This window comes from Streptomyces canus, from assembly GCF_041435015.1.
GTDB lineage: Bacteria > Actinomycetota > Actinomycetes > Streptomycetales > Streptomycetaceae > Streptomyces > Streptomyces canus_G.
The window spans coordinates 7493540-7518852 of record NZ_CP107989.1 but is presented as its reverse complement, the minus strand read 5'-3'; the positions used below and the strand labels follow the sequence as shown (position 1 = coordinate 7518852).

The 25313-nt window shown below is 69.4% G+C and carries 20 protein-coding genes; 7 read left to right on the top strand and 13 right to left on the bottom strand.

The features are described from left to right. Positions 1–94: 94 nt before the first annotated feature. Complete coding sequence (locus tag OG841_RS34325; RefSeq protein WP_328637842.1) at positions 95–1300, bottom strand: NYN domain-containing protein; 1206 nt, start codon at positions 1298–1300, stop codon at positions 95–97. A gap of 225 nt (positions 1301–1525) precedes the next feature. Here OG841_RS34325 and OG841_RS34320 point away from each other — a divergent pair, with 225 nt between their 5' ends. Continuing rightward, positions 1526–1690 carry a hypothetical protein gene (locus OG841_RS34320; RefSeq protein WP_371568010.1) on the top strand — a complete coding sequence of 55 codons (165 nt, stop codon included), beginning with the start codon at positions 1526–1528 and terminating at the stop codon, positions 1688–1690. A gap of 91 nt (positions 1691–1781) precedes the next feature. Here OG841_RS34320 and dnaE read toward each other — a convergent pair whose 3' ends face one another. Continuing rightward, complete coding sequence (dnaE, locus tag OG841_RS34315) at positions 1782–5321, bottom strand: DNA polymerase III subunit alpha (protein ID WP_328637843.1); 3540 nt, start codon at positions 5319–5321, stop codon at positions 1782–1784. 203 nt (positions 5322–5524) lie between these two features. On the opposite strand from dnaE, the gene OG841_RS34310 reads away from it, so the two are divergent. The 4 genes from OG841_RS34310 to OG841_RS34295 all read left to right on the top strand — a co-directional run bounded on the left by OG841_RS34310 (position 5525) and on the right by OG841_RS34295 (position 10281). Further along, entirely contained in the window at positions 5525–6850 is a 1326-nt protein-coding gene (locus OG841_RS34310) for a DUF2252 domain-containing protein (protein ID WP_328637844.1), read from the top strand. Positions 6851–6941: 91 nt separating this feature from the next. Next, entirely contained in the window at positions 6942–7634 is a 693-nt protein-coding gene (locus OG841_RS34305) for a hypothetical protein (RefSeq protein ID WP_328637845.1), read from the top strand. Between the two features lie 88 nt (positions 7635–7722). Beyond that, positions 7723–8538, top strand: coding sequence for a thioredoxin domain-containing protein (locus OG841_RS34300; protein WP_328637846.1), 816 nt, complete (start codon positions 7723–7725; stop codon positions 8536–8538). Positions 8539–8622: 84 nt separating this feature from the next. Next, positions 8623–10281, top strand: coding sequence for an alkaline phosphatase D family protein (locus tag OG841_RS34295; protein WP_371568007.1), 1659 nt, complete (start codon positions 8623–8625; stop codon positions 10279–10281). Here OG841_RS34295 and OG841_RS34290 read toward each other — a convergent pair. Further along, positions 10278–10847, bottom strand: a complete 570-nt coding sequence (locus OG841_RS34290; RefSeq protein ID WP_328637848.1) for a dienelactone hydrolase family protein — start codon at positions 10845–10847, stop codon at positions 10278–10280. The genes OG841_RS34295 and OG841_RS34290 overlap by 4 nt on opposite strands. Before the next feature lie 118 nt (positions 10848–10965). Here OG841_RS34290 and OG841_RS34285 point away from each other — a divergent pair, with 118 nt between their 5' ends. Further along, entirely contained in the window at positions 10966–12096 is a 1131-nt protein-coding gene (locus OG841_RS34285; RefSeq protein WP_371568003.1) for a mechanosensitive ion channel family protein, read from the top strand. A gap of 61 nt (positions 12097–12157) precedes the next feature. Here OG841_RS34285 and OG841_RS34280 read toward each other — a convergent pair whose 3' ends face one another. The 6 genes from OG841_RS34280 to OG841_RS34255 all read right to left on the bottom strand — a co-directional run bounded on the left by OG841_RS34280 (position 12158) and on the right by OG841_RS34255 (position 18314). Continuing rightward, positions 12158–12898: an SDR family NAD(P)-dependent oxidoreductase gene (locus tag OG841_RS34280; RefSeq protein ID WP_371568000.1), complete on the bottom strand. Its 741-nt coding sequence runs from the start codon at positions 12896–12898 to the stop codon at positions 12158–12160. Between the two features lie 52 nt (positions 12899–12950). Next, positions 12951–14525 carry a Na+/H+ antiporter gene (locus OG841_RS34275; protein WP_328637851.1) on the bottom strand — a complete coding sequence of 525 codons (1575 nt, stop codon included), beginning with the start codon at positions 14523–14525 and terminating at the stop codon, positions 12951–12953. A 116-nt stretch (positions 14526–14641) separates the two neighbouring features. After that, positions 14642–15112 carry a GNAT family N-acetyltransferase gene (locus OG841_RS34270; RefSeq protein ID WP_371567997.1) on the bottom strand — a complete coding sequence of 157 codons (471 nt, stop codon included), beginning with the start codon at positions 15110–15112 and terminating at the stop codon, positions 14642–14644. Then, entirely contained in the window at positions 15109–16053 is a 945-nt protein-coding gene (locus tag OG841_RS34265; protein ID WP_059206042.1) for an RluA family pseudouridine synthase, read from the bottom strand. The genes OG841_RS34270 and OG841_RS34265 overlap by 4 nt, the downstream gene beginning before the upstream one ends. Before the next feature lie 49 nt (positions 16054–16102). After that, a complete protein-coding gene (lspA, locus tag OG841_RS34260) occupies positions 16103–16678 on the bottom strand; it encodes a signal peptidase II (protein WP_371567993.1) in 576 nt (191 codons plus the stop codon). A 61-nt stretch (positions 16679–16739) separates the two neighbouring features. After that, on the bottom strand, positions 16740–18314 hold the full coding sequence (locus OG841_RS34255) for a TraR/DksA family transcriptional regulator (protein ID WP_371567990.1): 1575 nt from the start codon (positions 18312–18314) through the stop codon (positions 16740–16742). A 611-nt stretch (positions 18315–18925) separates the two neighbouring features. Between OG841_RS34255 and ileS the strand changes: the two genes are divergently transcribed. Next, complete coding sequence (ileS, locus tag OG841_RS34250; protein ID WP_328637855.1) at positions 18926–22063, top strand: isoleucine--tRNA ligase; 3138 nt, start codon at positions 18926–18928, stop codon at positions 22061–22063. 151 nt (positions 22064–22214) lie between these two features. Here the strand turns inward: ileS and OG841_RS34245 are convergent, their stop codons facing one another. The 4 genes from OG841_RS34245 to OG841_RS34230 all read right to left on the bottom strand — a co-directional run bounded on the left by OG841_RS34245 (position 22215) and on the right by OG841_RS34230 (position 25310). Next, positions 22215–23426, bottom strand: a complete 1212-nt coding sequence (locus tag OG841_RS34245) for a DivIVA domain-containing protein (RefSeq protein ID WP_371567987.1) — start codon at positions 23424–23426, stop codon at positions 22215–22217. Positions 23427–23478: 52 nt separating this feature from the next. Beyond that, entirely contained in the window at positions 23479–23769 is a 291-nt protein-coding gene (locus OG841_RS34240; RefSeq protein WP_057618503.1) for a YggT family protein, read from the bottom strand. Positions 23770–23819: 50 nt separating this feature from the next. Next, positions 23820–24461 (bottom strand): cell division protein SepF, encoded by a 642-nt coding sequence (locus OG841_RS34235; protein ID WP_266525569.1) that lies wholly within the window; start codon positions 24459–24461, stop codon positions 23820–23822. 129 nt (positions 24462–24590) lie between these two features. Continuing rightward, positions 24591–25310 carry a YggS family pyridoxal phosphate-dependent enzyme gene (locus tag OG841_RS34230; RefSeq protein WP_328637857.1) on the bottom strand — a complete coding sequence of 240 codons (720 nt, stop codon included), beginning with the start codon at positions 25308–25310 and terminating at the stop codon, positions 24591–24593. Between the last annotated feature and the right edge of the window lie 3 nt (positions 25311–25313).

Below are 25313 nucleotides of genomic sequence, written 5' to 3'. Positions count from 1 at the left end.
GTGCCGAAGTGCCTGTGCCGCGCGCGTACTCACAAAGAACGAGACTACGGGGTCGGGGCGTCCTGTTCCCTCTTGGGGCGGCGTATGTGCCGTTTCACTCCCCGGCGGGCGCGTGCTCCGCCGCCGTCCGCACATCGATCTCGCGCCAGAACCCGGCCCGGATCGCATAACGGTCGTGCTCGTCGATCTGGTCGTCCTTGTGCGCGAGCAGCCCGAACCGCGCCGCGTACCTGAGCAGCTCCCCGTCGATCCGGTGCGGCACCCGCGGATACATCCCGGACAGCCGCTGCAGATGCGCCTGGTCCCCCAGCCGCTCCATCCACCGCCGCGCGAAGACCTGCCCCACCTCGAACGGGTCCCCGCCGACCGTGGTGATGTCCTCCTCCCGGTCGGCCCACCGCTGCTCCGCCGTGGTCAGCTGCGCGAGGGTCGGCATGGAGGCGACCTCGGGCGGCTCGGCGGCACCACCGGGCCGGTCGACCCATCCTTTGTCGGAGGACCACCGCAGGGTCGCGCTCGCGGGGTGCTGCGCGGCCTGGGTACCGGGCGCCCGCAGCGCGGCCAGGTCCTTGGGCGTCGGCACCCCCTTGGACGCCGGCACCCGCTCCTGCGTGCCGTTCTCCGAGGCGGCGGCCGTGGCGTGCTCGCGCTCCTCCCCGGCCCGCTCGGGCGCGGACTCGGGCAGCGGCGCCGAAAGGATCGCGGCGATCTCGGGCCGCGGCACGGGCGGCGGCGCACAGATCCCGCCGAGGTCCTTGGCGCGTACGGCCTTGGTGATCCACGCACGGTCGAGCACCCGCCGCTCGTCCGCCTCGGCCACCAGGTCCTCCGACTGGTTGTAGTCCCCGTCGGCGGCCTGCACGGCCCACAGGTGTACGGCGACCCCGTGCTCCTTGGCGGCCATCATGCCCGGCAGCAGGTCTCCGTCGCCGGTGACGAGCACGATGTCGGAGCAGGCGCGGTTGCGGGCCAGCTCGGTGAGCTCGGCGTGCATGGCGGCGTCCACGCCCTTCTGGGCCCAGCGTCCGTCGCTGCGGGTCAGGGCGCCGAGCCGGACGGTGACCCGGGGCATCACGCGCAGCCTGCGGTGCTCGGGCTGCGGGACGCGGTCGGGGGCGCCGTCGAACCAGTAGATGCGCAGCAGGGGCCGTTCCGTGTCGGACTCGGCCCGGTCGCGCAGCCCCTGGACCAGGGCGGTGTGGTCGACGGTGATACGGGAGCGGGAGGGCTCTCCGGCAAGGAGACTGGCGGCGGCCCCCAGCAGATACCCGGCGTCCACCAGGACGATGCAGCGGTCCACGCGATCCACCCTCTTTCCGGGAGGTTTGCTTCGGGCTTCCTTCGAGTCTGCCCGACCGCGCGAGGGTTAACGGCCCGAACTCGATCTTCGGCGTGGCGTTTCGAGGCGTCGCGCGGCGACATTCCCTGTCACACACGGTAATTATCCGAAATGCGCCTCTTGCCAGCCTATGTGAATCTGGTCCCGGCCCTGGCCCCTAGATTCCCCCTCAGGAGGCAGATCACCATGGCCAAGAACAAGAAGCAGAACCGAAAGCAGCCGCAGTCCGAGCGTGGCCGGCAGGAGGACCAGCACTCCTCGATGGAGGCACAGGCCGAACAGCGTGCCACGCAGGTGACCCCCGGCGATGTCGCCCGCAAGGGCCGGCAGAAGAGCTTCGGTCACAACTGACATCTGCATAAAGGGTTGTTGAGACCCAGGTACGCAGAAGGGCGCACCCCGTCAGGAGTGCGCCCCTCTGCATGGTCCGAGCCCCGGTGGGTCAGCCCGCCAGGCAGGACGGCCCGAGCAGCACCTTCAGGTCCCCGAAGAGCGCCGGGTCCGGCTTCACCCGGTGCCGGTCCAGCCGCAGGACCGTGGTCCTGCTGGGGCCCTGGAGCCGGATGCGGACCTCGCTCTCCCCCTTGTGGTGACTGAGGATCTCGCCGAGCCTGCTGACCATCGGAGGGGTGACCTTCAGCGCCGGGATGGTCAGGATCACGGGCGCGTTGGTGCCGGCGTTGGACAGGTCGGGGACCTGGAGCTCCATCGCGACCAGGCGGGGCACGTCCTCCCGCTTGTCGAGGCGGCCCTTGACGAACACCACGGCGTCCTCGACCAGTTGCGTCGACACCAGTTGGTAGGTCGCCGGGAAGAACATGCACTCGATGGAACCGGCGAGGTCCTCGACGGTGGCGATCGCCCAGGCGTTGCCCTGCTTGGTCATCTTGCGCTGGAGGCCCGAGATGATGCCGCCGATGGTCACCACCGCGCCGTCGGAGTGCTCACCGCCGGTGAGCTGGGCGATGCCCGCGTCGGCCTTGTCGGACAGCACGTGCTCCAGGCCGAAGAGCGGGTGGTCGGAGACGTACAGACCGAGCATCTCCCGCTCCTGGGCGAGCAGATACGTCTTGTCCCACTCCTCGGTGGTGAACTCCACGTCCAGGCCGAAGCCGGGCTCGCTGGTGTCCTCGTCCCCCATCCCGCCGAAGAGGTCGAACTGGCCCTCGGCCTCCTTGCGCTTGACCGCGACCACGTTGTCGATCATCGAGTCGAAGTGCGCGGTGAGGCCCTTGCGGGTGTGCCCCATCGTGTCGAACGCACCCGCCTTGATCAGCGACTCCGTGGTGCGCTTGTTGCAGGCGACCGCCTCGACCTTGTCGAGGTAGTCGGGGAAGGAGGCGTACTTCCCCTTGGCCTTGCGGCTGCGGATGATCGACTCGACCACGTTGGTACCGACGTTGCGCACGGCTTCGAGCCCGAACAGGATGACGTCGTCGCCCTGGGCGGCGAAGTTGTGCTCCGACTCGTTGACGTTCGGCGGGAGCACCTTGATGCGCATGCGACGGCACTCGTTGAGGTAGACCGCCGACTTGTCCTTGTCGTCCTTCACCGAGGTGAGCAGCGCGGCCATGTACTCGGCCGGGTAGTTGGCCTTGAGGTACGCGGTCCAGTAGGAGACCAGTCCGTACGCGGCGGAGTGCGCCTTGTTGAACGCGTAGCCGGCGAAGGGGACCAGGACGTCCCACAGGGCCTGGATCGCCTCGTCGCTGTAGCCGTTCTTCTTGGCGCCGGCCTGGAAGATGGTGAAGTTCTTCGCCAGTTCGTCGGGCTTCTTCTTGCCCATGACGCGGCGCAGGATGTCGGCCTCGCCGAGCGAGTAGCCGGCGATGATCTGGGCGGCCTTCTGCACCTGCTCCTGGTAGACGATCAGGCCGTAGGTGACCGCGAGGACCTCTTCGAGCGGCTCCTCCAGCTCCTTGTGGATCGGCGTGATCTCCTGGCGGCCGTTCTTGCGCTCGGCGTAGTTGATGTGCGAGTTCATGCCCATCGGGCCCGGCCGGTAGAGGGCCGAGACGGCGGAGATGTCCTCGAAGTTGTCGGGCTGCATCTGGCGGAGCAGCGAGCGCATCGGGCCGCCGTCGAACTGGAAGACACCGAGGGTGTCACCGCGGCAGAGCAGTTCGAAGGTCTTGGGGTCGTCCAGCGGCAGGGCGAGCATCTCCAGGTCGATGCCCTTGTTGGCCTTCACCATCTTGATGGCGTCGTCCATGATCGTGAGGTTGCGCAGCCCCAGGAAGTCCATCTTCAGCAGGCCGAGCGACTCGCACTGCGGGTAGTCCCACTGCGTGATGGTCACGCCGTCGGTGTGGCGCACCCAGATCGGGGCGTGGTCGACGATGGGCTCACTGGACATGATCACGCCGGCCGCGTGCACACCCATCTGCCGGACCAGGCCCTCGACGCCCTTGGCGGTGTCGATGACCTTCTTCACGTCCGGTTCGTTCTCGTACATCGACCTGATCTCGCCGGCCTCGCTGTAGCGCGGGTGGGAGGGGTCGGTGATGCCGTTCAGGTCGATGCCCTTGCCGAGGACGTCGGCGGGCATCGCCTTGGTGAGCCGGTCGCCCATCGCGTACGGGTAGCCCAGCACGCGCGCGGAGTCCTTGATGGCGTTCTTCGCCTTGATCTTGCCGTAGGTGCCGATCATGGCGACCTTGTCGGCGCCGTACTTCTCGGTCACGTACCGGATCACCTCGACGCGCCTGCGCTCGTCGAAGTCGATGTCGACATCGGGCATGGAGACGCGCTCGGGGTTGAGGAACCGCTCGAAGATCAGACCGTGCGGGATCGGGTCGAGGTCGGTGATGCCCATGGCGTAGGCGACGATCGAGCCGGCCGCGGAGCCTCGGCCGGGGCCGACCGCGATGCCGTTGTTCTTGGCCCACATGATGAAGTCGGCGACCACGAGGAAGTAGCCCGGGAACCCCATCTGGATGATGACGTCCATCTCGTACTCGGCCTGCCGCTGGCGGTCCTCGGGGATGCCGCCCGGGAAGCGGCGCTCCATGCCGCGGCGGACCTCCTCCTTGAACCAGGTGACCTCGGTGTAGCCCTCGGGGATGTCGAACTTCGGCATGAGGTTCTTGGCCTCGAACATGCCCTCGGTGTCGACCTGTTCGGCCACCAGGAGGGTGTTGCGGCAGCCTTCCTGCCAGGCGTCCGAGGAGTCGACGGCGTACATCTCGTCCGTGGACTTCAGGTAGTAGCCGGTGCCGTCGAACTTGAAGCGGTCCGGGTCGGAGAGGTTCTTGCCGGTCTGGATGCACAGCAGCGCGTCGTGGGCGGTCGCCTCGTGCGCGTACGTGTAGTGCGAGTCGTTGGTGACCAGCGGGGGGATGCCGAGCTTCTTGCCGATCTCCAGGAGGCCGTCGCGGACCCGGTGCTCGATCTCGATGCCGTGGTCCATCAGCTCCAGAAAGTAGCGGTCCTTGCCGAAGATGTCCTGGTACTCGGCGGCGGACTTCAGCGCCTCGTCGAACTGGCCGAGGCGCAGCCGGGTCTGGAGCTCGCCGGACGGGCAGCCGGTGGAGGCGATGAGCCCCTCGGACCACTGGGAGATGGTCTCCTTGTCCATGCGGGGCCACTTCTGCAGCCAGCCCTCGGCGTACGCGTCCGAGGAGAGCTTGAAGAGGTTGTGCAGACCGGTCCTGTTCGCCGCCCAGATCGTCTTGTGGGTGTAACCACCCGAACCCGAGACGTCGTCCCGCTTCTGGTGGGGCTGACCCCACTGGATCTTCCGCTTGTTGCGCCGGGACTCGGGCGCGACATAGGCCTCGATCCCGATGATCGGGGTGACCCCGGCCTTCTTCGCGGAGTGGAAGAAGTCGTACGCCCCGTGCAGGTTGCCGTGGTCGGACATGGCGATATGGGTCATGCCCATCTCGTTGCACGCGTCGAACATGTCCTTGAGCCGCGCGGCACCGTCCAGCAGGGAGTACTGGGTGTGGACGTGCAGGTGCGTGAACGGCGGCTTTGACACGGCGTGGCCTCCATGGAAAACACTCGACGACAGGCGGGCGGACAGTTCGGGGGACAGCGTCGAAGTCTATGCCTCGGCACTGACACTCCGAGGGTCGCCCCGCGTACCTTCACAACGAGGGTCGCGGGCACTTTCACCCGGGCCCGCCCGTTGGACTGACGACAGAAACGCTGTCGTACACATGCACCAGGAGGCACCCCGCGATGTCGGTTCCGCAGCTCAACGACGAGCACCGCGGCGAGGAGATCCTCGCTGTCTTCGACACCGCCTTCGGCGAGCTCCTGGCCGCCGACCCGGCAGCGTTCCGCGTGAAGTTCCGGAAGATGGCGGCCTCCGCGTTCGCGTTCTACCGGGGCACGGCGTGCCTCTTCTACCACGACCTGGACGCAGAGAAGAGGGGCGGCCCGTACCTCGACGAGCGCACCTCGCGCGTGTGGATCCACGGCGACCTGCACGCGGAGAACTTCGGCACCTACCTGGACGCCAACGGCCGGCTGATCTTCAACGTCAACGACTTCGACGAGGCGTACGTCGGCCCCTTCACCTGGGACCTCAAGCGCTTCGCCGCCTCCGTCGCGCTGATCGGGTACGCCAAGGCCCTCGGCGACGAGCAGATCACCGAGCTGGTGGAGGTGTACGCGGGCGCGTACCGCGAGCGGATCCACGCCCTGGCCACCGGCGCCAAGGACGACGAGGTCCCGCCCTTCACGCTGGACACCGCCCAGGGCCCCCTCCTGGACGCGCTGCGCGACGCCCGCTCCCTGACCCGCTTCGGCCTCCTGGAGTCGATGACGGAGATCCGCGACTTCGAGCGCCGCTTCGCGCCGGGCGGCGGCTCCATCGAGCTGGACGCGGCCACCCGCTACAAGGTGCTCGCCGCCTTCGACGGCTATCTGGAGACCCTCCCCGAGGCCTCCCTGTCCCGCCCGGACTCCTACCGCGTCAAGGACGTCGTCGGCCGCCGCGGCATCGGCATCGGATCGGCCGGTCTGCCGTCGTACAACATCCTGCTCGAGGGGCACACCGACGCCCTGGAGAACGACGTCGTGATCTACATCAAGCAGGCCCAGACCCCGGCCGTCTCCCGCCACATCACCGACCCGGCGATCCGTGACTACTTCCAGCACGAGGGCCACCGCACGGTGATCTCCCAGCGCGCCCTCCAGCAGCACGCCGACCCGTGGCTCGGCTGGACCGAGCTGGGCGGTGCGGGCCAGCTGGTCGCCGAGATCTCGCCGTACGCCGTGGACCTGGACTGGGGCGACATCGACGACCCGGAGGAGATCGCGGCGGTCGTCGCCGACCTCGGCCGGGCCACGGCCACCATGCACGCGGCGGCGGACGACACCTCCGGCGAGTCCCTGGTGCCCTTCTCCACCGAGCGGGCCATCGACGCGGCGATCGCGGCGGACGAGGACGGCTTCGCGGGCCTCCTGGTCGACTTCGCGCACAGCTACGGCGCACGCGCGCGTGCCGACCACCAGACCTTCGTGGACCTGTTCCGCAACGGCCGGATCCCCGGCCTGTGACAGGCCCCATACCGCTGTCGATAACGATAGGGCCGCTCACAGGGACTCTTTAGGGGTCCCTTACAGGCCCGCGTGACACACTCTCCACGCTATGGACATATCCGGGACCCAGCTACGAGCGCTCCGCGCGGCGCTGTTCACGGCACTCGTCGTGACGCTCAGCACCGCGTCGCACGTGCTGCTGTCCCGGGCTCCCCTGCCGCTGAACACGGTGGCCGCGGTCGCCGCCGCCGTGTTCGCGCTCGCCTACGCCCTGGCCGGCCGGGAGCGCGGCTTCGGACGGATCGCCGCCGTGCTGATCCCGCTGGAGCTCGCCGCCGACACCGTCTTCACCACCGGCCAGCACGTCTGCTACGGCGCCGCGGGCGGCCCGGTGGCGGGCCCGCTGCGCTCGGTCGGCTGGGACGTGTTCTGCGGCGACGGCACCAGCGTGGGCTCGCCGCTGGCGCGGATGACCGGCACCACCCCCGACCGGCTCGGCGGCCTGCTCGCGCACGCCGACCCGCAGACCGCCTGGCTGCTGCTGGGCGCGCACCTGTGCGTCGGTCTTCTCGCGGCCGCCTGGCTGCGCCGCGGCGAGCGGGCGCTGGCCCAGCTGCTGCGGGCCGTGGCCGCCACGACCTTCCGGCCGCTCCTCCTGGTGGCCGCCGCGCTGACCGTGCGGTCGGCGCCGGAACCGGCCCGCCCGGTGCGCCCCGGCCGCCGTACGGCCGTCGTTCTCGACGAGATCCTCGTGCACTCCCTGGGACGGCGTGGACCGCCGTGCTCGGTCGCTGTCGCCTGAACCGGAACAGCACCTGAGCACCACCAGTCCCGATCTACGTATCCCCCGCACACGACGTGTGCGCGTCCCCTCGATGGAGAACACCACCATGAGCAAGCGGAACAGCCAGGCCTCGAAGACTGCCGCCCGTGAGCGGCTGCGGCAGGAGCGCGAGCGCCAGGCCAAGCGCGACAAGGTCAAGCGGCAGGTCATCGTCGCCTGTTCCGTCGTCGGCGTCCTGGCGATAGCCGGCGGCATCGGCTACGCGGTCGTCCAGAACAACAAGCCCAGCTACTGGGAAGAGGCCAAGAACGACAAGCTCGTCAAGCCGGCCAACAGTTCGGGCAGCAACGGCACGACGGTCGTCATCGGCAAGAGCACCGCCAAGAAGACCCTGGTCATGTACGAGGACCCGCGCTGCCCCGTCTGCGCCCAGTTCGAGCAGACCGTCGGCTCGACCGTCGACAAGGACGTCGAGGACGGCAAGTTCAAGATCCAGTACGTGGGCGCCACCTTCCTCGACGGCAACCTCGGGGGTGAGGGCTCCAAGAACGGCCTCAGCGCCCTCGGCGCCGCGCTGAACGTCAGCACCGACGCGTTCCTGAAGTACAAGACCGCGATGTACTCCACGAAGTGGCACCCTGCCGAGGACGGCCCCGACAAGTTCAAGGACGACGCCTACCTCATCAAGATCGCGCAGACCGTCCCCGAGCTGAAGGACAACAAGACCTTCCAGAACGCCGTGAAGAACGGCACCTACGACAAGTGGGCCCTGGACATGTCCGAGAAGTTCAACAAGGACGGCGCGACCGGCACTCCGACCCTGAGGATGGACGGCAAGAACCTGACCGGTTCCGACGGCAAGAGCGCGCCGATGACGGTCGCCGACTTCAACACGGCGCTCGAGGCGGCCCTGAAGGCCTGATCCCCGCACTCTTCAGGCAAAGAGCGGGCGAACTTTCACGAGTTCGCCCGCTCTCGTTCATACCGGCCAGTAACCTGATCGGCCGTGACCAGTAGACAGAGATCAGCCGAGAGCAACTCCCTGTCCCCGCGCCGCCGTACGGTCGTCAAGGCCGCGGCGGCCACCGCTGTCCTCGCCGCCCCGCTCGCCGCCGCCCTGCCGGCCCGAGCTGCCGACGAGGCCCCCGCCTTCCTGCACGGCGTCGCCTCCGGCGACCCGCTCCCGGACGGCGTCCTGCTGTGGACCCGGGTGACCCCGACCGCCGAGGCCGTGCCCGGTTCCGGGCTCGGCCCGGACACCGAGGTCGGCTGGGTCGTCGCCAGGGACAAGGCCTTCACGACCGTCGTCGCCAAGGGGTCCGTCACCGCGACGGCCGCCTCCGACCACACCGTCAAGGCGGACGTCCGCGGCCTCGCCCCCGCCACCGACTACTGGTTCCGCTTCTCGGCGGGCGGCACCGAGTCCCCGGCGGCGCGCACCCGCACCGCGCCGGCGGCGGACGCGGCCGTCGCGAACCTCCGCTTCGGCGTGGTCTCCTGCGCCAACTGGGAGGCGGGCTACTTCTCCTCGTACCGCCACCTCGCGACCCGCGGCGACCTGGACGCCTGGCTGCACCTGGGCGACTACATCTACGAGTACGGCACCGGCGGGTACGGCACGCGCGACACCGTCGTACGACCGCACGCGCCGACCCACGAGATCCTCACCCTCGCCGACTACCGGATCCGGCACGGCAAGTACAAGACGGACCCGGACCTCCAGGCCCTGCACACGGTCGCCCCGGTCGTCGCGATCTGGGACGACCACGAGTTCGCCAACGACGCCTGGTCGGGCGGTGCCGAGAACCACACCGAGGGCACGGAGGGCGCCTGGTCGGCCCGTCAGGCAGCCGCCAAGCAGGCCTACTTCGAATGGATGCCGGTACGTCCGGCGATCGCGGGCACCACCTACCGCCGGCTGCGGTTCGGCAAGCTCGCCGACCTCTCGCTGCTCGACCTGCGGTCCTACCGCTCGCAGCAGGTCACCGTGGGCAACGGCTCGGTGGACGACCCCGATCGCACGATCACCGGCCGCGCGCAGCTGGACTGGCTCAAGGCGGGGCTGAAGTCCTCCGACACGACCTGGCGCCTGGTCGGCAACTCCGTGATGATCTCGCCGTTCGCGATCGGCTCGCTCTCCGCCGATCTGCTGAAGCCGCTCGCCGAGCTGCTGGGCCTGCCGAAGGAGGGCCTCGCCCTCAACACCGACCAATGGGACGGCTACACGGACGACCGCCGCGAGCTGCTGGCCCACCTGCGCTCCAACGCCATCCGCAACACCGTCTTCCTGACCGGCGACATCCACATGGCGTGGGCCAACGACGTGCCGGTGGACGCCGGCACCTACCCGCTGTCGGCCTCCGCCGCCACGGAGTTCGTCGTCACCTCGGTGACCTCCGACAACCTCGACGACCTCCTGAAGGTCCCCGAGGGCACGGTCACCGCCCTCGCCGCGCCGGTCATCCAGGTCGCCAACCGGCACGTCCACTGGGTCGACACCGACCGCCACGGCTACGGCGTCCTGGACATCACCGCCGACCGGGCGCAGATGGACTACTACGTGCTGTCCGACAAGACCAAGGCGAACGCGACCTCGTCCTGGGCGCGTTCGTACCGCACGCGGACCGGCACACAGAAGGTCGAGCGGACGTACACCCCCGTCTAGAGCGTCCCCAGGAAGCCGAGGGCCACCCGCCAGGTGGCCTCGGCGGCCTCCTCGTCGTAGTCCGGGAGGCCGGGGTCGGTGTAGAGATGACCGGCCCCGGCGTATCTGTAGATCTCGACATCGGCGCCGGTGCGGCCCATCTGGAGATACCAGGCGCTCAGCCAGTCGTCGGTCTCGAAGGGGTCCGGCTCGGCCACGTGCAGCTGGACCGGCAGCTCGTCCGCGGTCGCGTTCGGCGCGATGTCCGACGTGCCGTGCAGGAGCAGCAGGCCGCGGGCCTTCTCGTCACCGAGGGCGAGGGTCTGCGCGATCGAGGCGCCGAGCGAGAAGCCGGAGTAGACGAGGCCGCGCTCGGAGTAGGGCGCGGCGGCCAGGACGGCCCGCTTGAGCAGCTCGTCCTTGCCGATCTCCGCGTTGAAGGCCATGCCCTCCTCGACCGTCTCGAACATGCGCCCCTCGAAGAGGTCCGGCGTCCACACCTCGTGGCCGGCCTCCCGCAGCCGGTCGGCGGCCTGACGGACGGCGGGCCGGAGGCCGTAGGTCGAGTGAAAGAGCATGATGTTCATGAGGCCATGGTGCCAGCCTGCACCGACAGTGCCGTTTCGCGGGCGTGCGGCCGTCGTACCCACTTCGCGGCCGAAGTCACATGTTCATGAGCGCCCGGGTCCGGTTAGGTTCGGGGTCATGGAGAACGTACTCCGCCCACTGATCGTGGTCGGCGGCTCGGTGCTGCTCACCCTGGTGATCGGCTGGGCCACCGACCTTCTGCTGCGCAAGGCCGACGCACGCCACAGCGAGACCCCGATGTGGGGTCTGCTGCGCCGTGGTCGCATCCCCTACCAGCTCGTGCTGTGCGGGGCGATGCTCAGAGGGTCCTTCGACCAGGCGAGGATGCTGGAGCGGCACAGCGCCGGTATCGGGCAGACGCTGACGCTGGTTCTGATCGGGTCGGCCGCGTGGCTGGTGATCCGAATCGCCGCCGCGATCGTGGAGACGACGTACACCCGCTACGCGCGCGTGCACCGCGACCCCGCCCGGGTGCGGCGGGTCCGCACCCAGGTCACGCTGATCATGCGGGTGGTCGCCGCGACCGTCGGCGTGGTGGCCGTGGCCGCGATGCTGCTGACGTTCCCCGCGATGCGCGCGGCCGGTGCCTCGCTGCTGGCCTCCGCCGGAATCCTCGGCATCGTCGCCGGTGTCGCCGCCCAGTCGACGCTCAGCAACATGTTCGCCGGGCTGCAGATCGCCTTCGGTGACATGGTGCGCATCGGCGACACCGTGGTGGTGGACGGCGAGTGGGGCACGGTCGAGGAGATCACGCTGACCTTCCTGACGGTACGGACCTGGGACGAGCGCCGGATCACCATGCCGGTGTCGTACTTCACCTCGAAGCCGTTCGAGAACTGGTCCCGCGGCACCCCGCAGATGACCGGCATCGTCTTCTGGCACGTCGATCACACGGCCCCGGTGGAGCTGATGCGCGAGCGGCTGCGGGACATCCTCCGCGAGTGCCCGGCCTGGGACGGCCGCGACTACGGCCTCGCCGTCACCGACACCACCCCGAACACCATGCAGGTACGAGCCCTGGTGACCGCCAAGGACGCCGACGACATCTGGACGGTACGGGTCACGGTCCGCGAGCAGATGATCCGCTGGCTGACGGACCACCACCCGTACGCCCTGCCCCGGGTCAACACCGCGGACGCGACGATGGCGCCGGGATTCCGGTCGAGGGACGGCCATCGTCCGGACGGCGCCCACTCCGGCGTGCCCGCCCGTCGCGCCCACGAGGCGCCTCGGACGGGCCGCGGCTGACCGCGGGGCATGGCACCAGCCACGACGGGGCCCGCAGCCGCCACCCGCCACCGGGCCCCCGTCACCGCCCCCGCTCAGCCCCGCCATTGACCTGCACGACCTGCGAAGTCACATGCCCCGCCCCGTGGGACGCCAGCCAATGAAGCGTCGCGGCGACATCCCCCGGCGTCCCGGCCCGCCCGTTCAACGTGTCGTTGACGAGCCGTTCCCGCCGAGCGGGATCCATGGCCCCGCCGAAGAACTCCGTCTCCTCGATGTACCCCGGCGCGACCACATTCGCGGTGATCCCCCGCGGTCCCAACTCCCGCGCGAGATCATGGGCGTACGGATGCAGCCCCGCCTTCGCCGCCCCGTACGCCCCGCTCCCGGACCCCCGGTACGCGGCGATGGAACTCACGAACAGCACGCGCCCGCCCGGCGAGGCGAGCCGCTCCTTCAACCCCTCGGTGAGCAGTGCCGCGGTCAGCAGATTGAGCCGGAAGTTCACGGTCCAGTTGTGCGCGACGGCATCGAGCGGATCAGAACTGTCGACGGGCGGCTCGAGCTGCCCGGTACCCCCGGCGCTGTGGATCAGCACGTCCACGGTCCCGAGTTCACGCTCCACGAACCCGACGACCTCGCGCACCTCGTCGACGTCACCGAGATCGGCGGCGTACGTCAGGGCGCCGGGCACCCCGGCCTTCTCGAGCACCTCGGCACGCCGGCCGAGCAACAGCACCCGGTCCCCTTCCGCGGCGAACACCTGCGCCGCCGCGAGTCCGATTCCCGTACCGCCACCGCTGATGATCACGTTGCGAGTCATAACCGCAGCCTACAAACGCCCGGTCGGTGAGCTCATCCCGGTTTCCGTACCTTCACCGCAGACTGCGGACGTCCAGATGCCGCAGCACCCGGTCCACGATCTCGGGATCGGCCCCCGGCTCGCTCCGCGCCGCCAGCACCTCGTGCCGCGCCGCGCTGAGCATCTCGCCGTGGATGCGCCGCGCCCGCTTGAGCCGCCGCCTGGCCTCCCGCCGCTCCTCGTCCCCCATCTCGGGAGAGATCCGCACACCGATCTCGAACGCCCGCCGCAGCATCTGCTCCGACAGCTCCTCGGGTAGTTCCTCCACGTCCTCGATCTCCCGCAGCCGCTTCTTGGCCGCCTTCGCCGCCCGGACCGCGAGGATCTTCTCGAACTCCATCTCCCGCTCGCTGTCCGCCCGCACCCCCAGCCGCTTCACCAGCCACGGCAGGGTCAGCCCCTGCAGCACGAGCGTCGCCATGATCACCCCGAATGCGATGAACACGATCTCGTCCCGGTCGGGGAAGCCCGCCCCCGAGTCGGTCTCCAGCGGGATGGCCAGCGCCAGCGCCACGGACGCCACGCCCCGCATCCCGGACCACCACATGACGACGGTCTCCCGCCATCCCATCGGGATCTCCTCGTCTATGTCCCGCTTGGCGTGCATGCGTTTGGTGAGCCAGGTCGCCGGCAACAGCCACAGCAGCCGTACGAGCACGACCACGGCCACGATCGCGGCGGCCCAGCCGAGCATCTCGCCCCAGCGTCCGGACGCGGTCCGGATCGCGTTGTGCAGTTCGAGTCCGATGAGCCCGAAGGCCACGCCGGTCACGAGGGTGTCGACGATGTCCCAGAAGGTGTGCCCGGCGAGCCGGGTCATCACGTCGTCGGCGTCGGTGGCGTACTCGGCGATGAACAGGGCGGTGGTCAGCACCGCGAGCACCCCGGACCCGTGGAGCTCCTCGGCGAGCACGTAGGAGGCGTACGGCACGAGTACCGTCAGCCCGATCTGGAGAGTGGCGTCACCCAGCAGATCCATCAGCTTGTTGGCCCCCCAGCCCAGCGCGAGCCCCACGGCGACGGCGACCACCGCGGAGAGCACCAGCTCGAAGACGGCCTTCCCGGCCGTGAACGAGCCGCTGACGGCCGCGGCGACGGCCACGTGGTAGAGCACGATCGCCGTCACGTCGTTGAAGAGCCCCTCGCCCTCCAGGATGGACACCAGCCTCCGGGGCAGCCCGAGTTGGCCGGCCACGGCGGTCGCGGCGACCGGGTCGGGCGGTGCGACCAGCGCGCCGAGCGCGACGGCGGCGGCGATCGGCAGTCCCGGCACGATCGCCTGGGCGACGACGGCGACGCACAGGGTGGTGACGAACACGAGCGCGACGGCGAGCAGGAAGATCGGCCGCTTGTTGGCCGCGAACTGCCGCCACGACGTCCGACGCACCGCCGCATAGAGCAACGGCGGCAACAGGATGGGCAGGATCAGCTCGGGTGGAATATCGACATTCGGTACGAAGTCCAGTACCGCGAGCACGATCCCGAGCAGCGTCATCAGCACCGGCGCCGGCAACCCGAACCGGTCTCCCACCGGGACACTGATCAGAGCCCCCAGCAACAACACGAACAACAGGGCCAACTGATCCACGGTGAGAACTCCGGGCAGATCGACAAATCTACGGTCACTTCAGTCTGCCCGCTTCCCGCCCAGACCTTCCCGACCGCCGCTCGCCGTCTCCCGTCGACGAATCCGAGATCCGGCCGTCAGAGAACCCGCCGCATGGCCCGGTGCGCCATCCCCGCGTCCGGAAACTCCGGCCCGTACGCCACGTAGCCCAGCCGCTCGTAGAACCCCAGCGCGTGCGTCTGCGCGTGCAGATCCACGGCCACGAGCCCACGGGCGCGTGCCGCGTCCTCGACGGCCCGCACAAGAGCCGCCCCCACGCCGAGTCCGCGGGCCATCTGTGTCACGGCGAGCCGCCCCAGCGACCCCACGGTCATGTCACCGCCGGTCTTCCCGGCCGCCGCCGCGCCGTGCAGCAGCCGTCCGGTCCCGAGCGGCACCCCGTCCTCCCGCACGGCCAGCACATGCACCGCTACGGCGTCGTAGGCGTCGTACTCGATGTCCTCCGGCACGCCCTGCTCGCCGACGAAGACCTCCTTGCGCACCGTGAAGCAGGCCTCACGGTCGGCGGGATCCTCGGCGACCCGCACCACGTACGCGTGCGTGCTCACCCGTAGGTCTCCTCACGCACCAGGTCCAGGGCCTGCTGCAGATCCTCCGGATAGTCGCTCGCGAACTCCACCCACTCCCCGTCCCCGGGGTGCTCGAAGCCGAGCCGCACGGCGTGCAGCCACTGCCGGGTCAGCCGGAGCCGCTTGGCGAGCGTCGGGTCGGCACCGTACGTCAGGTCGCCGACGCAGGGGTGGCGGTGGGCCGCCATGTGGACGCGGATCTGGTGGGTGCGCCCGGTCTCCAGCTTCACATCGAGCAGGGAGGCGGCACGGAACGCCTCGATGAGGTCGTAGTGGGTCACGGACGGCTTGCCCTCGGCCGTGACCGCCCACTTGTAGTCGTGCTGGGGGTGGCGGCCGATGGGTGCGTCGATGGTGCCGCTGGTCGGGTCCGGGTGGCCCTGGACGAGCGTGTGGTACCGCTTGTCGACCGTACGCTCCTTGAACTGCCGCTTGAGCGAGGTGTACGCCCGCTCCGACTTGGCCACGACCATCAGGCCCGAGGTACCCACGTCGAGGCGGTGCACGATGCCCTGGCGCTCGGCGGCACCGGAGGTCGAGATGCGGTACCCGGCGGCGGCGAGCCCGCCGATCACGGTCGTCCCGGTCCAGCCGGGGCTGGGATGCGCGGCGACACCCACGGGCTTGACGATCACGACCACGTCGTCGTCGTCATGGACGATCTCCATGCCCTCGACCGGCTCGGCGACGATCTGCACCGGCGCGGCCGCCTGTGGCATCTCGACCTCCAGCCAGGCCCCGCCGTGCACCCGCTCGGACTTACCGACCACCGACCCGTCGACCGTGACCTTCCCCGCGGCGGCGATCTCGGCCGCCTTGGTCCGGGAGAAGCCGAACATGCGGGAGATGGCGGCGTCGACGCGCTCGCCCTCCAGGCCGTCGGGCACGGGCAGGGTACGGATCTCGGGAACGGTGCTCACCCGTCGAGTATGCCGGACACCACCGACAGCCCCGACCGGCGCCTGTGGATCAGTCCTTGTGGACCGTGCCGTCGGGGTCGAGCCCCTTGAACGACAGCAGCACGATCAGGATGCCGCCGCACACGATCGCCGAGTCGGCGAGGTTGAAGACGGCGAAGTGCTTGGGGGCGATGAAGTCGACGACCGCGCCCTCGAACACGCCCGGGGAGCGGAAGATCCGGTCGGTGAGGTTGCCGAACGCGCCGCCGAGCAGCAGCCCCAGCGCGATCGCCCAGGGCAGGCTGTAGAGCTTGCGGGCGAGGCGGGCGATGACCACGATCACGGCCGCCGCGATCACCGTGAAGATCACGGTGAAGGCCTCACCGAAGCCGAAGGCCGCGCCCGCGTTGCGGATCGCCTCGAACCTCAGCCAGTCCCCGACGATCTCGATCGGCTCGTGGTGCTCCAGCCTGGCGACCACGATCATCTTGCTGACCAGGTCGAGGGCGTACGCGAAGGCGGCCACCGAGAACAGCACGGCGATACGACGCTTGCCCCTGGGCCGCGCCGTCTGGTCCTGCTCCGGCTCCGCCCCCGCCGCCTCTGGGGTATCCGGCGTACCGATGATGCGCTCCGCCTCTGTCACGTGAGTCCCTCGACCTAGATACCTGACTGAGGACGAGGGTACGACACGCCTCCAAGGACCCTCAGTACCGGCGTTCCTGCTTCTGCTTGCACTCCACGCACAGGGTCGCGCGCGGGAAGGCCTGCATGCGCGCCTTGCCGATGGGATTGCCGCAGTTCTCGCACAGGCCGTAGGTGCCGGCGTCGAGCCGCCCCAGGGCGCGTTCGGTCTGGAGCAGCATCTCGCGTGCGTTGGCCGCGAGGGCCATCTCGCTCTCGCGCGTGATGTTCTTGGTCCCGGTGTCGGCCTGGTCGTCGCCGGCGCCGTCCCCGGAGTCCCGCATGAGCCCCACCAGGGACTCCTCCGAGGTGGTGATCTCGGTACGCAGCCGCAGGGCCTCGGCCGTCAGCTCCGCGCGCGCCTCGGAGACCTCTTCGGGCGTCCACGGGTCCTCACCCGGGCGCACCGCGAGCTCGCCGGGCTCCACCGCGGAGACACGCGCGTTGGGTAGGGCGGTCTTAGCCGCCGTGGCCGTGCCAGGAGTCTTCTTCGCAACCACTGTCGTGGCTCCCGTCTGCTTCGCGGCCTCGGCCGCGCCCGCCTTCTTGGCCGTGCTTTTCCTGGCCGCCCTCTTGGTGAGGGTGTTCTTCCCGGAGGTGCCCTGTCCGGCGTCCCCCTGCGGGGCACCGGCCTCCGTGGCGGCCTTGTCCTCGACCGCGCTGTCCTTCGCGGCCGTCTTCTTCCCCGCGGCCTTCGTCGCGGTGGTGCCCTTGGCCGCGCTCTTGGTCGCGGCCGTGTCCTTCGCTGCGGATGTCTTCGTGGCTGCCTTCTCCTCGACCGCGCTGTCCTTCGCCGCCGTCTTCTTCCCCGCGGCCTTCGTCGCGGTGGTGCCCTTGGCCGCGCTCTTGGTCGCGGCCGTGTCCTTCGCTGCGGATGTCTTCGTGGCTGCCTTCTCCTCGACCGCGCTGTCCTTCGCCGCCGTCTTCTTCCCCGCGGCCTTCGTCGCGGTGGTGCCCCTGGCCGCGCTCTCGGTCGCGGCCGTGTCCTTCGCTGCGGATGTCTTCGTGGCTGCCTTCTCCTCGACCGCGCTGTCCTTCGCCGCCGTCTTCTTCCCCGCGGCCTTCGTCGCGGTGGTGCCCCTGGCCGCGCTCTCGGCCGCGGCCGTGTCCTTCGCTGCGGTCTTCTTCGCGACCGCCTTCTTCGTCACCGCTTTCTTCGTGGCTGCCTTCTTCGCGACCGCCTTGTTCGCGGCGGAGGTCTTCTTGGTGGCCGCCTTCTTCGGCGCCGCGGCCTTCCTCGTGACCGAGGCCTTGCCTACGCCCTCGGTGGCCTCTGCCGTGGCCTCTGCCGTCCCGTCGGCAGGCGGCTCGGCCGCCGCTCTCCCGGCCGAGACCTCCTCCGCGGCCGTCCGCCCGCCGGGAGCCGCCGTGGCCTTCTTGGCGCCGCTCTCCTTCCGCGGCGCCGCCTTCTTCGCCGCGGCCTTCTCGCCACCCGCGCGCGTGCTCTTGACGGCGGCCTTCTTCGCGACGCTCCTCGCCGCCGCTCCGACCGCCTTCACGGCCTTGGCAGCCGCACCCTTGGCCTCGCCGCCGGGGGCTCGGGCATGGGTGGACCGGCCCGACGCCGACTGCTGTACGGCGGTCTTTTTCGCCACCATGCCGCGGCCCCTTCACATATTGTGATCTTGCTCGCGAATCGTGCTGGGACGATAAATCGACTTGGGTCCCGCGGCAACGGGGCACGCCGCTCGATTCGCCCGCCCCGCGCGCGCGGGGCGGGAAGCATGCATGCGTTGTGCCCAGCTCCCCGCCAGGTAATCCGCCGAACCGCCCGTCCCGGAATCCGAACAGTCATGCCGCTCCATTCGGGTCACTCCGGGCCCTACGGCGGCCTCCGCGTCCGGACCCGCAAAACCGGTCGGCCACTGTCCCCGGGGCGCCGTACACTGGGCGGAGCGAAAAGCGTGGATGGGGACGAGTAGCGGCGTAGGCAGCCCAGAGCGACCCGGGGACGGTGGAAGCCCGGGGGCGAGCGCGACGTGAAGATCACCCCGGAGCCGCCGGAAGAAGGCCTTGGATCAGTGGGCTCCGCCCACGGGCCGCCAGGGCCAGTAGACCCGGCATCGCGGCCCCAATGAGGGGGCTCACCGACGCACACCAGGCGTCGGCGGGCCAAGGAGGGTGGTACCGCGGGAGCGCGCCGAAACCGGCGCACGGACTCTCGTCCCTCCGGACGGAAGGCAGCAAGTCCGCCGGAGGAAGCTCGCTGATGACAACGCCGACGTACCGCCAGGTGCCCGCCCAGGTCGACCTGCCCGCGCTCGAGCACGCGGTGCTCGACTTCTGGCACGAGCAGAAGATCTTCGCCAAGAGCCTGGAGCAGTCCGAGGGCCGCCCCGAATGGGTGTTCTACGAGGGCCCGCCCACCGCCAACGGCATGCCCGGTGCCCACCACATCGAGGCGCGCGTCTTCAAGGACGTGTTCCCCCGCTTCCGGACCATGCGCGGCTACCACGTGGCCCGCAAGGCCGGCTGGGACTGTCACGGCCTGCCGGTGGAGCTGGCGGTCGAGAAGGAGCTCGGCTTCACCGGCAAGAAGGACATCGAGGCGTACGGCATCGCCGAGTTCAACGCCAAGTGCCGCGAGTCCGTGACCCGCCACACCGACGCCTTCGAGGCGCTCACGACCCGCATGGGCTACTGGACCGACCTCCACGACCCCTACCGCACCATGGACCCGGAGTACATCGAGTCCGTCTGGTGGTCGCTCAAGGAGATCTTCAACAAGGGTCTGCTGGTCCAGGACTACCGCGTGGCCCCCTGGTGTCCCCGCGACGAGACGGGCCTGTCGGACCACGAGCTGGCGCAGGGCTACGAGACGATCGTCGACCCTTCCGTGTACGTCCGTTTCCCGCTCACCTCCGGTCCGCTCGCCGGCCAGGCCGCGCTCCTGGTCTGGACGACGACCCCCTGGACGCTGGTCTCCAACACGGCCGTGGCCGCGCACCCCGAGGTCACCTACGTCGTCGCGACCAACGGTGAGGAGAAGTTCGTCGTCGCCGAACCGCTCGTCGCCAAGGCGCTCGGCGAGGGCTGGGCGACCACCGGCCAGTCCTTCACCGGCGCCGAAATGGAGCGCTGGACCTATCAACGTCCGTTCGAGCTCGTGGAGTTCCCGGAGCCGGCCCACTACGTGGTCAACGCCGAGTACGTCACGACCGAGGACGGTACGGGCCTGGTCCACCAGTCCCCCGCGTTCGGTGAGGACGACCTCAAGGTCTGCCGCGCCTACGGCCTGCCGGTCGTGAACCCCGTCCGCAGGGACGGCACGTTCGAGGAGGACGTCCCCCTGGTCGGCGGCGTCTTCTTCAAGAAGGCGGACGAAAAGCTCACCGAGGACCTCCAGCAGCGCGGCCTCCTCTTCAAGCACATCCCGTACGAGCACAGCTACCCGCACTGCTGGCGCTGCCACACGGCGCTCCTGTACTACGCGCAGCCGTCCTGGTACATCCGCACCACCGCCGCCAAGGACCGCCTCCTCCAGGAGAACGAGAACACCAACTGGTTCCCGGAGACGGTGAAGCACGGCCGCTTCGGCGACTGGCTGCAGAACAACATCGACTGGGCGCTGTCCCGCAACCGCTACTGGGGTACCCCGCTGCCGATCTGGCGCTGCGAGGACGACCACCTCACCGTCGTGGGCTCCCGCGCGGAGCTCACCCAGCTGACCGGCACGGACCATTCCGGCCTCGACCCGCACCGCCCGTTCATCGACGAGGTCACCTTCGCGTGCCCCCAGTGCCAGAAGACGGCCACGCGCGTGCCGGAGGTCATCGACGCCTGGTACGACTCGGGTTCGATGCCGTTCGCGCAGTGGGGCTACCCGTACAAGAACAAGGAGCTGTTCGAGTCCCGCTACCCGGCGCAGTTCATCAGCGAGGCCATCGACCAGACACGAGGCTGGTTCTACACGCTGATGGCCGTCGGCACCCTGGTCTTCGACAAGTCGTCGTACGAGAACGTCGTCTGCCTCGGTCACATCCTGGCCGAGGACGGCCGCAAGATGTCCAAGCACCTGGGCAACACCCTCGAGCCGATCCCCCTGATGGACCGGCACGGCGCGGACGCGGTGCGCTGGTTCATGGCGGCCGGCGGCTCCCCGTGGGCGGCCCGTCGCGTGGGCCACGGCACGATCCAGGAGGTCGTCCGCAAGACACTCCTGACGTACTGGAACACGGTCGCCTTCCAGGCCCTGTACGCCCGTACGTCCGGCTGGGCGCCCAGCGAGGCGGACCCGGCCCCGGCCGACCGGCCGGTTCTGGACCGCTGGCTGCTGTCCGAACTGCACGCGCTGACCGACCAGGTGACCCAGTCCCTGGAGTCGTACGACACCCAGCGCGCCGGCAAGCTCCTGTCGGCGTTCGTCGACGACCTGTCCAACTGGTACGTACGCCGGTCCCGGCGCCGCTTCTGGCAGGGCGACAAGGCCGCGCTGCGCACGCTGCACGAGGTCGTCGAGACCGTCACCAAGCTGATGGCCCCGCTGACCCCGTTCATCACCGAGCGGGTCTGGCAGGACCTGGTCGTGCCGGTCAGCCCCGGCGTCCCGGAGTCCGTGCACCTGGCCTCCTGGCCGGAGGCGGACCTCTCCGCCATCGACCCGGAGCTGTCGAAGCAGATGGTCCTGGTGCGCCGCCTCGTCGAGCTGGGCCGTGCCACGCGCGCGGAGTCGGGTGTGAAGACCCGTCAGCCGCTGTCCCGGGCGCTCATCGCCGCGACCGGCTTCGGCTCCCTCGACCGTGAACTGCACGCGCAGATCACGGAGGAGCTGAACGTGAGCGCGCTCGCCTCCCTCAGCGAGGTCGGCGGCAGCCTGGTCGACACCACGGCCAAGGCCAACTTCCGCGCCCTGGGCAAGCGTTTCGGCAAGCGCGTCCAGGATGTGGCGAAGGCCGTCGCGGGCGCCGACGCGGCCGCGCTCTCCCTCGCCCTGCGCGAGGGCACGGCGTCGGTCGAGGTCGACGGCGAGACGATCACGCTGGCCCCCGATGAGGTGATCATCACAGAGACTCCGCGCGAGGGCTGGTCGGTGGCGTCCGACTCCGGTGCGACGGTGGCGCTGGACCTGGAGATCACGGAGGAACTCCGCCAGGCGGGCCTGGCGCGGGATGCGATCCGCCTGATCCAGGAGGCCCGCAAGAACAGCGGCCTCGACGTGGCCGACCGCATCGCGCTCCGCTGGACGGCCACGGACCCGGCCGTGATCGCGGCCCTGTCCGAGCACACGCCCCTGATCTCCGACGAGGTCCTTGCCACGGACTTCGCCCAGGGTGAGGCGGACGACACCTACGGCACCCCGTTCACCGACGAGGGCCTGTCCCTGACGTTCCGCCTGCGCAAGGCGTAACCGCGAGAGCGAAGGCCCGGTCCCCAGGAGGGGCCGGGCCTTCCGCGTCTCCACGTCACGGTGATCAACCCGCGTAAAAGGGCGAGGCCCCGGGTCGAAATCCGGGGCCTCGCCCTGAACGCTGCCGACGCCTAAGGCGTACTAGAGGCCGTCAGTTGTCGTCCTCGTCGATGAGGAAACCACGCATCGGCGAGGGAGCCTGTCCCATCGGGCCAGGACCCTGCGGCCGCACCGGCGCCATCGGCTGGGTCATCGCAGGAGACATCTGCTGCTGGCCGCCGTACGACGGGCTGGCCGGCGAAGGACCGCCGCCCATGCCCTGGTTGCCACCGTACGACGGCGCGCTCGCACCGGCCGGAGCCATGGAAGGCGCCGGGGACGGCGGCAGCGACGCGGTCGCCGGGGTACGCGGCGGAGCCAGCGAGTCGTCGGCCTGGGTCTCCAGCTGACGCAGCTGCGACTCGAGGTACGACTTCAGACGCGTGCGGTACTCGCGCTCGAAGCCGCGCAGGTCCTCGACCTTGCGCTCCAGCGTGGCGCGGGCGGACTCGAGGGAGCCCATCGCGACGCGGTGCTTCTCCTGCGCGTCCCGCTCCAGCGCGTCCGCCTTGGCACGCGCGTCACGCTCAAGACCCTCGGCACGCGAACGGGCCTCGCCGACGATCTTGTTGGCCTCGGAACGAGCCTCGGCGATCGCCTGGTCGGCGGTCTGCTGGGCCAGCGAGAGGACACGGGCGGCGCTGTCGCCACCGGGGCCCTGACCGGGGCCGCCCATCGGACCGCCCATGGGGCCGCCCATCGGGCCACCCATCTGCTGCTGCATGGGCGGCTGACCGCCCATGGGGCCCTGGCCCATCGGACCCTGGCCCATCTGGCCCTGGCCCATCTGGCCCTGGCCCATCTGCCCCTGACCCATGGGGCCCTGGCCCATCTGACCGGGACCCTGCGGGCCGCCCTGGCCACCGCCGGGGCCGGCGGGCAGCTGCGGCGCACCGCTCGGCAGCTGGGGCGGGCCACCCATGGGGCCGCCCATCTGCTGCTGCGGCGGACCGGATATGCCGGCAGGCACGGGAGCGCCAGGACCTGGCCCACGCATGCCCTGCTGCGGCATTCCCTGTCCGGGCATGCCACCCTGCTGCTGGTCCTGCTGCTCCGGGGGCTTGCGCATGTTCTGCTGGTTCTGGGCAGCAGCACGCGTCGCCGCGGCCAGCTTGGCGCGCAGGTCCTCGTTCTCGCGCAGCAGGCGGGTCAGTTCGGCTTCGACCTCGTCGAGGAAGGCATCGACCTCGTCCTCGTCATAGCCTTCTCGGAGGCGGACGGTCGTGAACTGCTTGTTCCGCACGTCCTCGGGGGTCAACGGCATCTCTTCACCTCAACGTAGTCATCGGCAGTCGGCAAGACCGTATCGTCCACAGTCACCTCGCCAGGTTTCCCGTGATGGAGATGAGGATGTAGACGATGATCATCAGCACGAAGAAGGACAGGTCGAGCGCCACGCCCCCGAGACGCAGCGGCGGGATGAACCGCCGCAGAAGCTTCAACGGTGGATCAGTGACAGTGTAGGTGGCCTCCAGAACGACCACCATCGCCTTGCCGGGTTGCCATGAGCGGGCGAACTGGAAGACGTAGTCCATGACCAACCGGAAGATGAGCACGATGAGGAACACCATCAGCGCGATGTAGATCACCTGCGCGAACACGCTCATGGTCTGTCTTTCCCTCTCCCCTGTTCCGTACTTCGTTCCGGTTGTGCTTCTCAGCTCTGGTTGAAGAACCCGCCCTCTGCGATGCGGGCCTTGTCCTCCGCCGTGACATCGACGTTAGCAGGCGACAACAGGAACACCTTCTGCGTCACCCGCTCGATGCTGCCGTGAAGACCAAACACCAAACCGGCCGCAAAGTCGACAAGTCGCTTGGCGTCTGTGTCATCCATCTCAGTCAAATTCATGATCACCGGGGTGCCCTCACGGAAGTGTTCCCCGATGGTACGGGCCTCGTTGTAGGTCCGGGGGTGAAGCGTGGTGATCCGGTAAGGCTCTCGTTCCGACACGACCTTGGGCATGATCACCGGTGCGTTCTTCTCCAGGCTTGCGCGCTCTTGTGTGATGGACGCCACGGGCGCGATGCGCGCGGGACGCACCGATTCCGCGGCCAGCGAAGTGGATCGGGGCACCGAGTCGCGCGGCACCGAGGACTGCACGACTCTGACCGATTCATCCCTTTCAGGCTGAAGTGCCTGATGTGACTGGTGAGACGGCTCATGCCGTCGGCGGTCCCGCTCGGGCTCCGGGTCGAGTTCCGGTTCGAAGTCGTCGTCGGGGTCGAAACCGCGGCCGTCGTACCCATCGTCCTCCACGAGGCCGAGGTAGACCGCCATCTTGCGCATCGCGCCGGCCATTCTCTGAGTCCTCCGCTCTGTGGTGGATCGGCTGACGACTGCCAAGTGCCCGCGATCCACGAGGTCGTTATGACCGCCTTTCGGCGGTAATGACCATATTTTCTGCTGTGGTCCGACTTCTTGGCGACGTTACCCGAGCCTGGGGCGGACTCCGAGTACCGCGGTGCCGACGCGCACATGTGTCGCCCCTGCCGCCACGGCCTGTTCGAGGTCCGCACTCATCCCTGCCGAGACCATGTTCGCAGCCTGATGGTCTCGGCGCAGGTCGGTCGACAAATCCATCAACCGCTCGAATGCCGCCTGTTCGCGTCCCGCGTACTCCCCGGTGAGCGGAGCGACGGTCATCAGCCCGTCGAGCCGCAACCCCGGAGCCCCGGCCACGAGATCGGCCAACTCCGCGATTCCGCCCGGCGCCACGCCACCCCGCTCCCCTCGCTCGCTCGCCCCCGCGTCGAGCGCGACCTGGATGAGGCATCCCACTTCGCGCCCGGCCTTCACGGCCTCCTTCGAAAGAGCCGTCACCAGCTTGGAACGATCGACAGACTGCACGAGATCCGCGTAACCGACCACGGATCGCACTTTGTTGGTCTGCAATTGACCAACAAAGTGCCAAGTAAGCGGCACATCAGAACATTCGGCAGCCTTGGGTGCCGCGTCCTGGTCCTTGTTCTCGGCGACATGGCGCACGCCGAGCTCCGCCAGCACCCGCACATCGCTCGCGGGGTAGGTCTTGGTGACCACGATGAGGGTCACCTCTTCCCGCGCCCGCCCGGCGGCCGCGCACGCGGCGGCGATGCGCCGCTCCACCTTCGCCAGATTTGCGGCGAGTTCATCCTTACGGTCCGTCATGCC

Bases quoted from the DNA above. Each gene is read 5' to 3' on its own strand.
- OG841_RS34320 (WP_371568010.1), top strand. From the start codon at position 1,526: ATGGCCAAGAACAAGAAGCAGAACCGAAAGCAGCCGCAGTCCGAGCGT.
- OG841_RS34310 (WP_328637844.1), top strand. From the start codon at position 5,525: ATGTCGGTTCCGCAGCTCAACGACGAGCACCGCGGCGAGGAGATCCTC.
- OG841_RS34305 (WP_328637845.1), top strand. From the start codon at position 6,942: ATGGACATATCCGGGACCCAGCTACGAGCGCTCCGCGCGGCGCTGTTC.
- OG841_RS34300 (WP_328637846.1), top strand. From the start codon at position 7,723: ATGAGCAAGCGGAACAGCCAGGCCTCGAAGACTGCCGCCCGTGAGCGG.
- OG841_RS34290 (WP_328637848.1), bottom strand. From the start codon at position 10,847: ATGAACATCATGCTCTTTCACTCGACCTACGGCCTCCGGCCCGCCGTC.
- OG841_RS34285 (WP_371568003.1), top strand. From the start codon at position 10,966: ATGGAGAACGTACTCCGCCCACTGATCGTGGTCGGCGGCTCGGTGCTG.
- OG841_RS34280 (WP_371568000.1), bottom strand. From the start codon at position 12,898: ATGACTCGCAACGTGATCATCAGCGGTGGCGGTACGGGAATCGGACTC.
- OG841_RS34255 (WP_371567990.1), bottom strand. From the start codon at position 18,314: ATGGTGGCGAAAAAGACCGCCGTACAGCAGTCGGCGTCGGGCCGGTCC.
- ileS (WP_328637855.1), top strand. From the start codon at position 18,926: ATGACAACGCCGACGTACCGCCAGGTGCCCGCCCAGGTCGACCTGCCC.
- OG841_RS34245 (WP_371567987.1), bottom strand. From the start codon at position 23,426: ATGCCGTTGACCCCCGAGGACGTGCGGAACAAGCAGTTCACGACCGTC.
- OG841_RS34240 (WP_057618503.1), bottom strand. From the start codon at position 23,769: ATGAGCGTGTTCGCGCAGGTGATCTACATCGCGCTGATGGTGTTCCTC.
- OG841_RS34235 (WP_266525569.1), bottom strand. From the start codon at position 24,461: ATGGCCGGCGCGATGCGCAAGATGGCGGTCTACCTCGGCCTCGTGGAG.
- OG841_RS34230 (WP_328637857.1), bottom strand. From the start codon at position 25,310: ATGACGGACCGTAAGGATGAACTCGCCGCAAATCTGGCGAAGGTGGAG.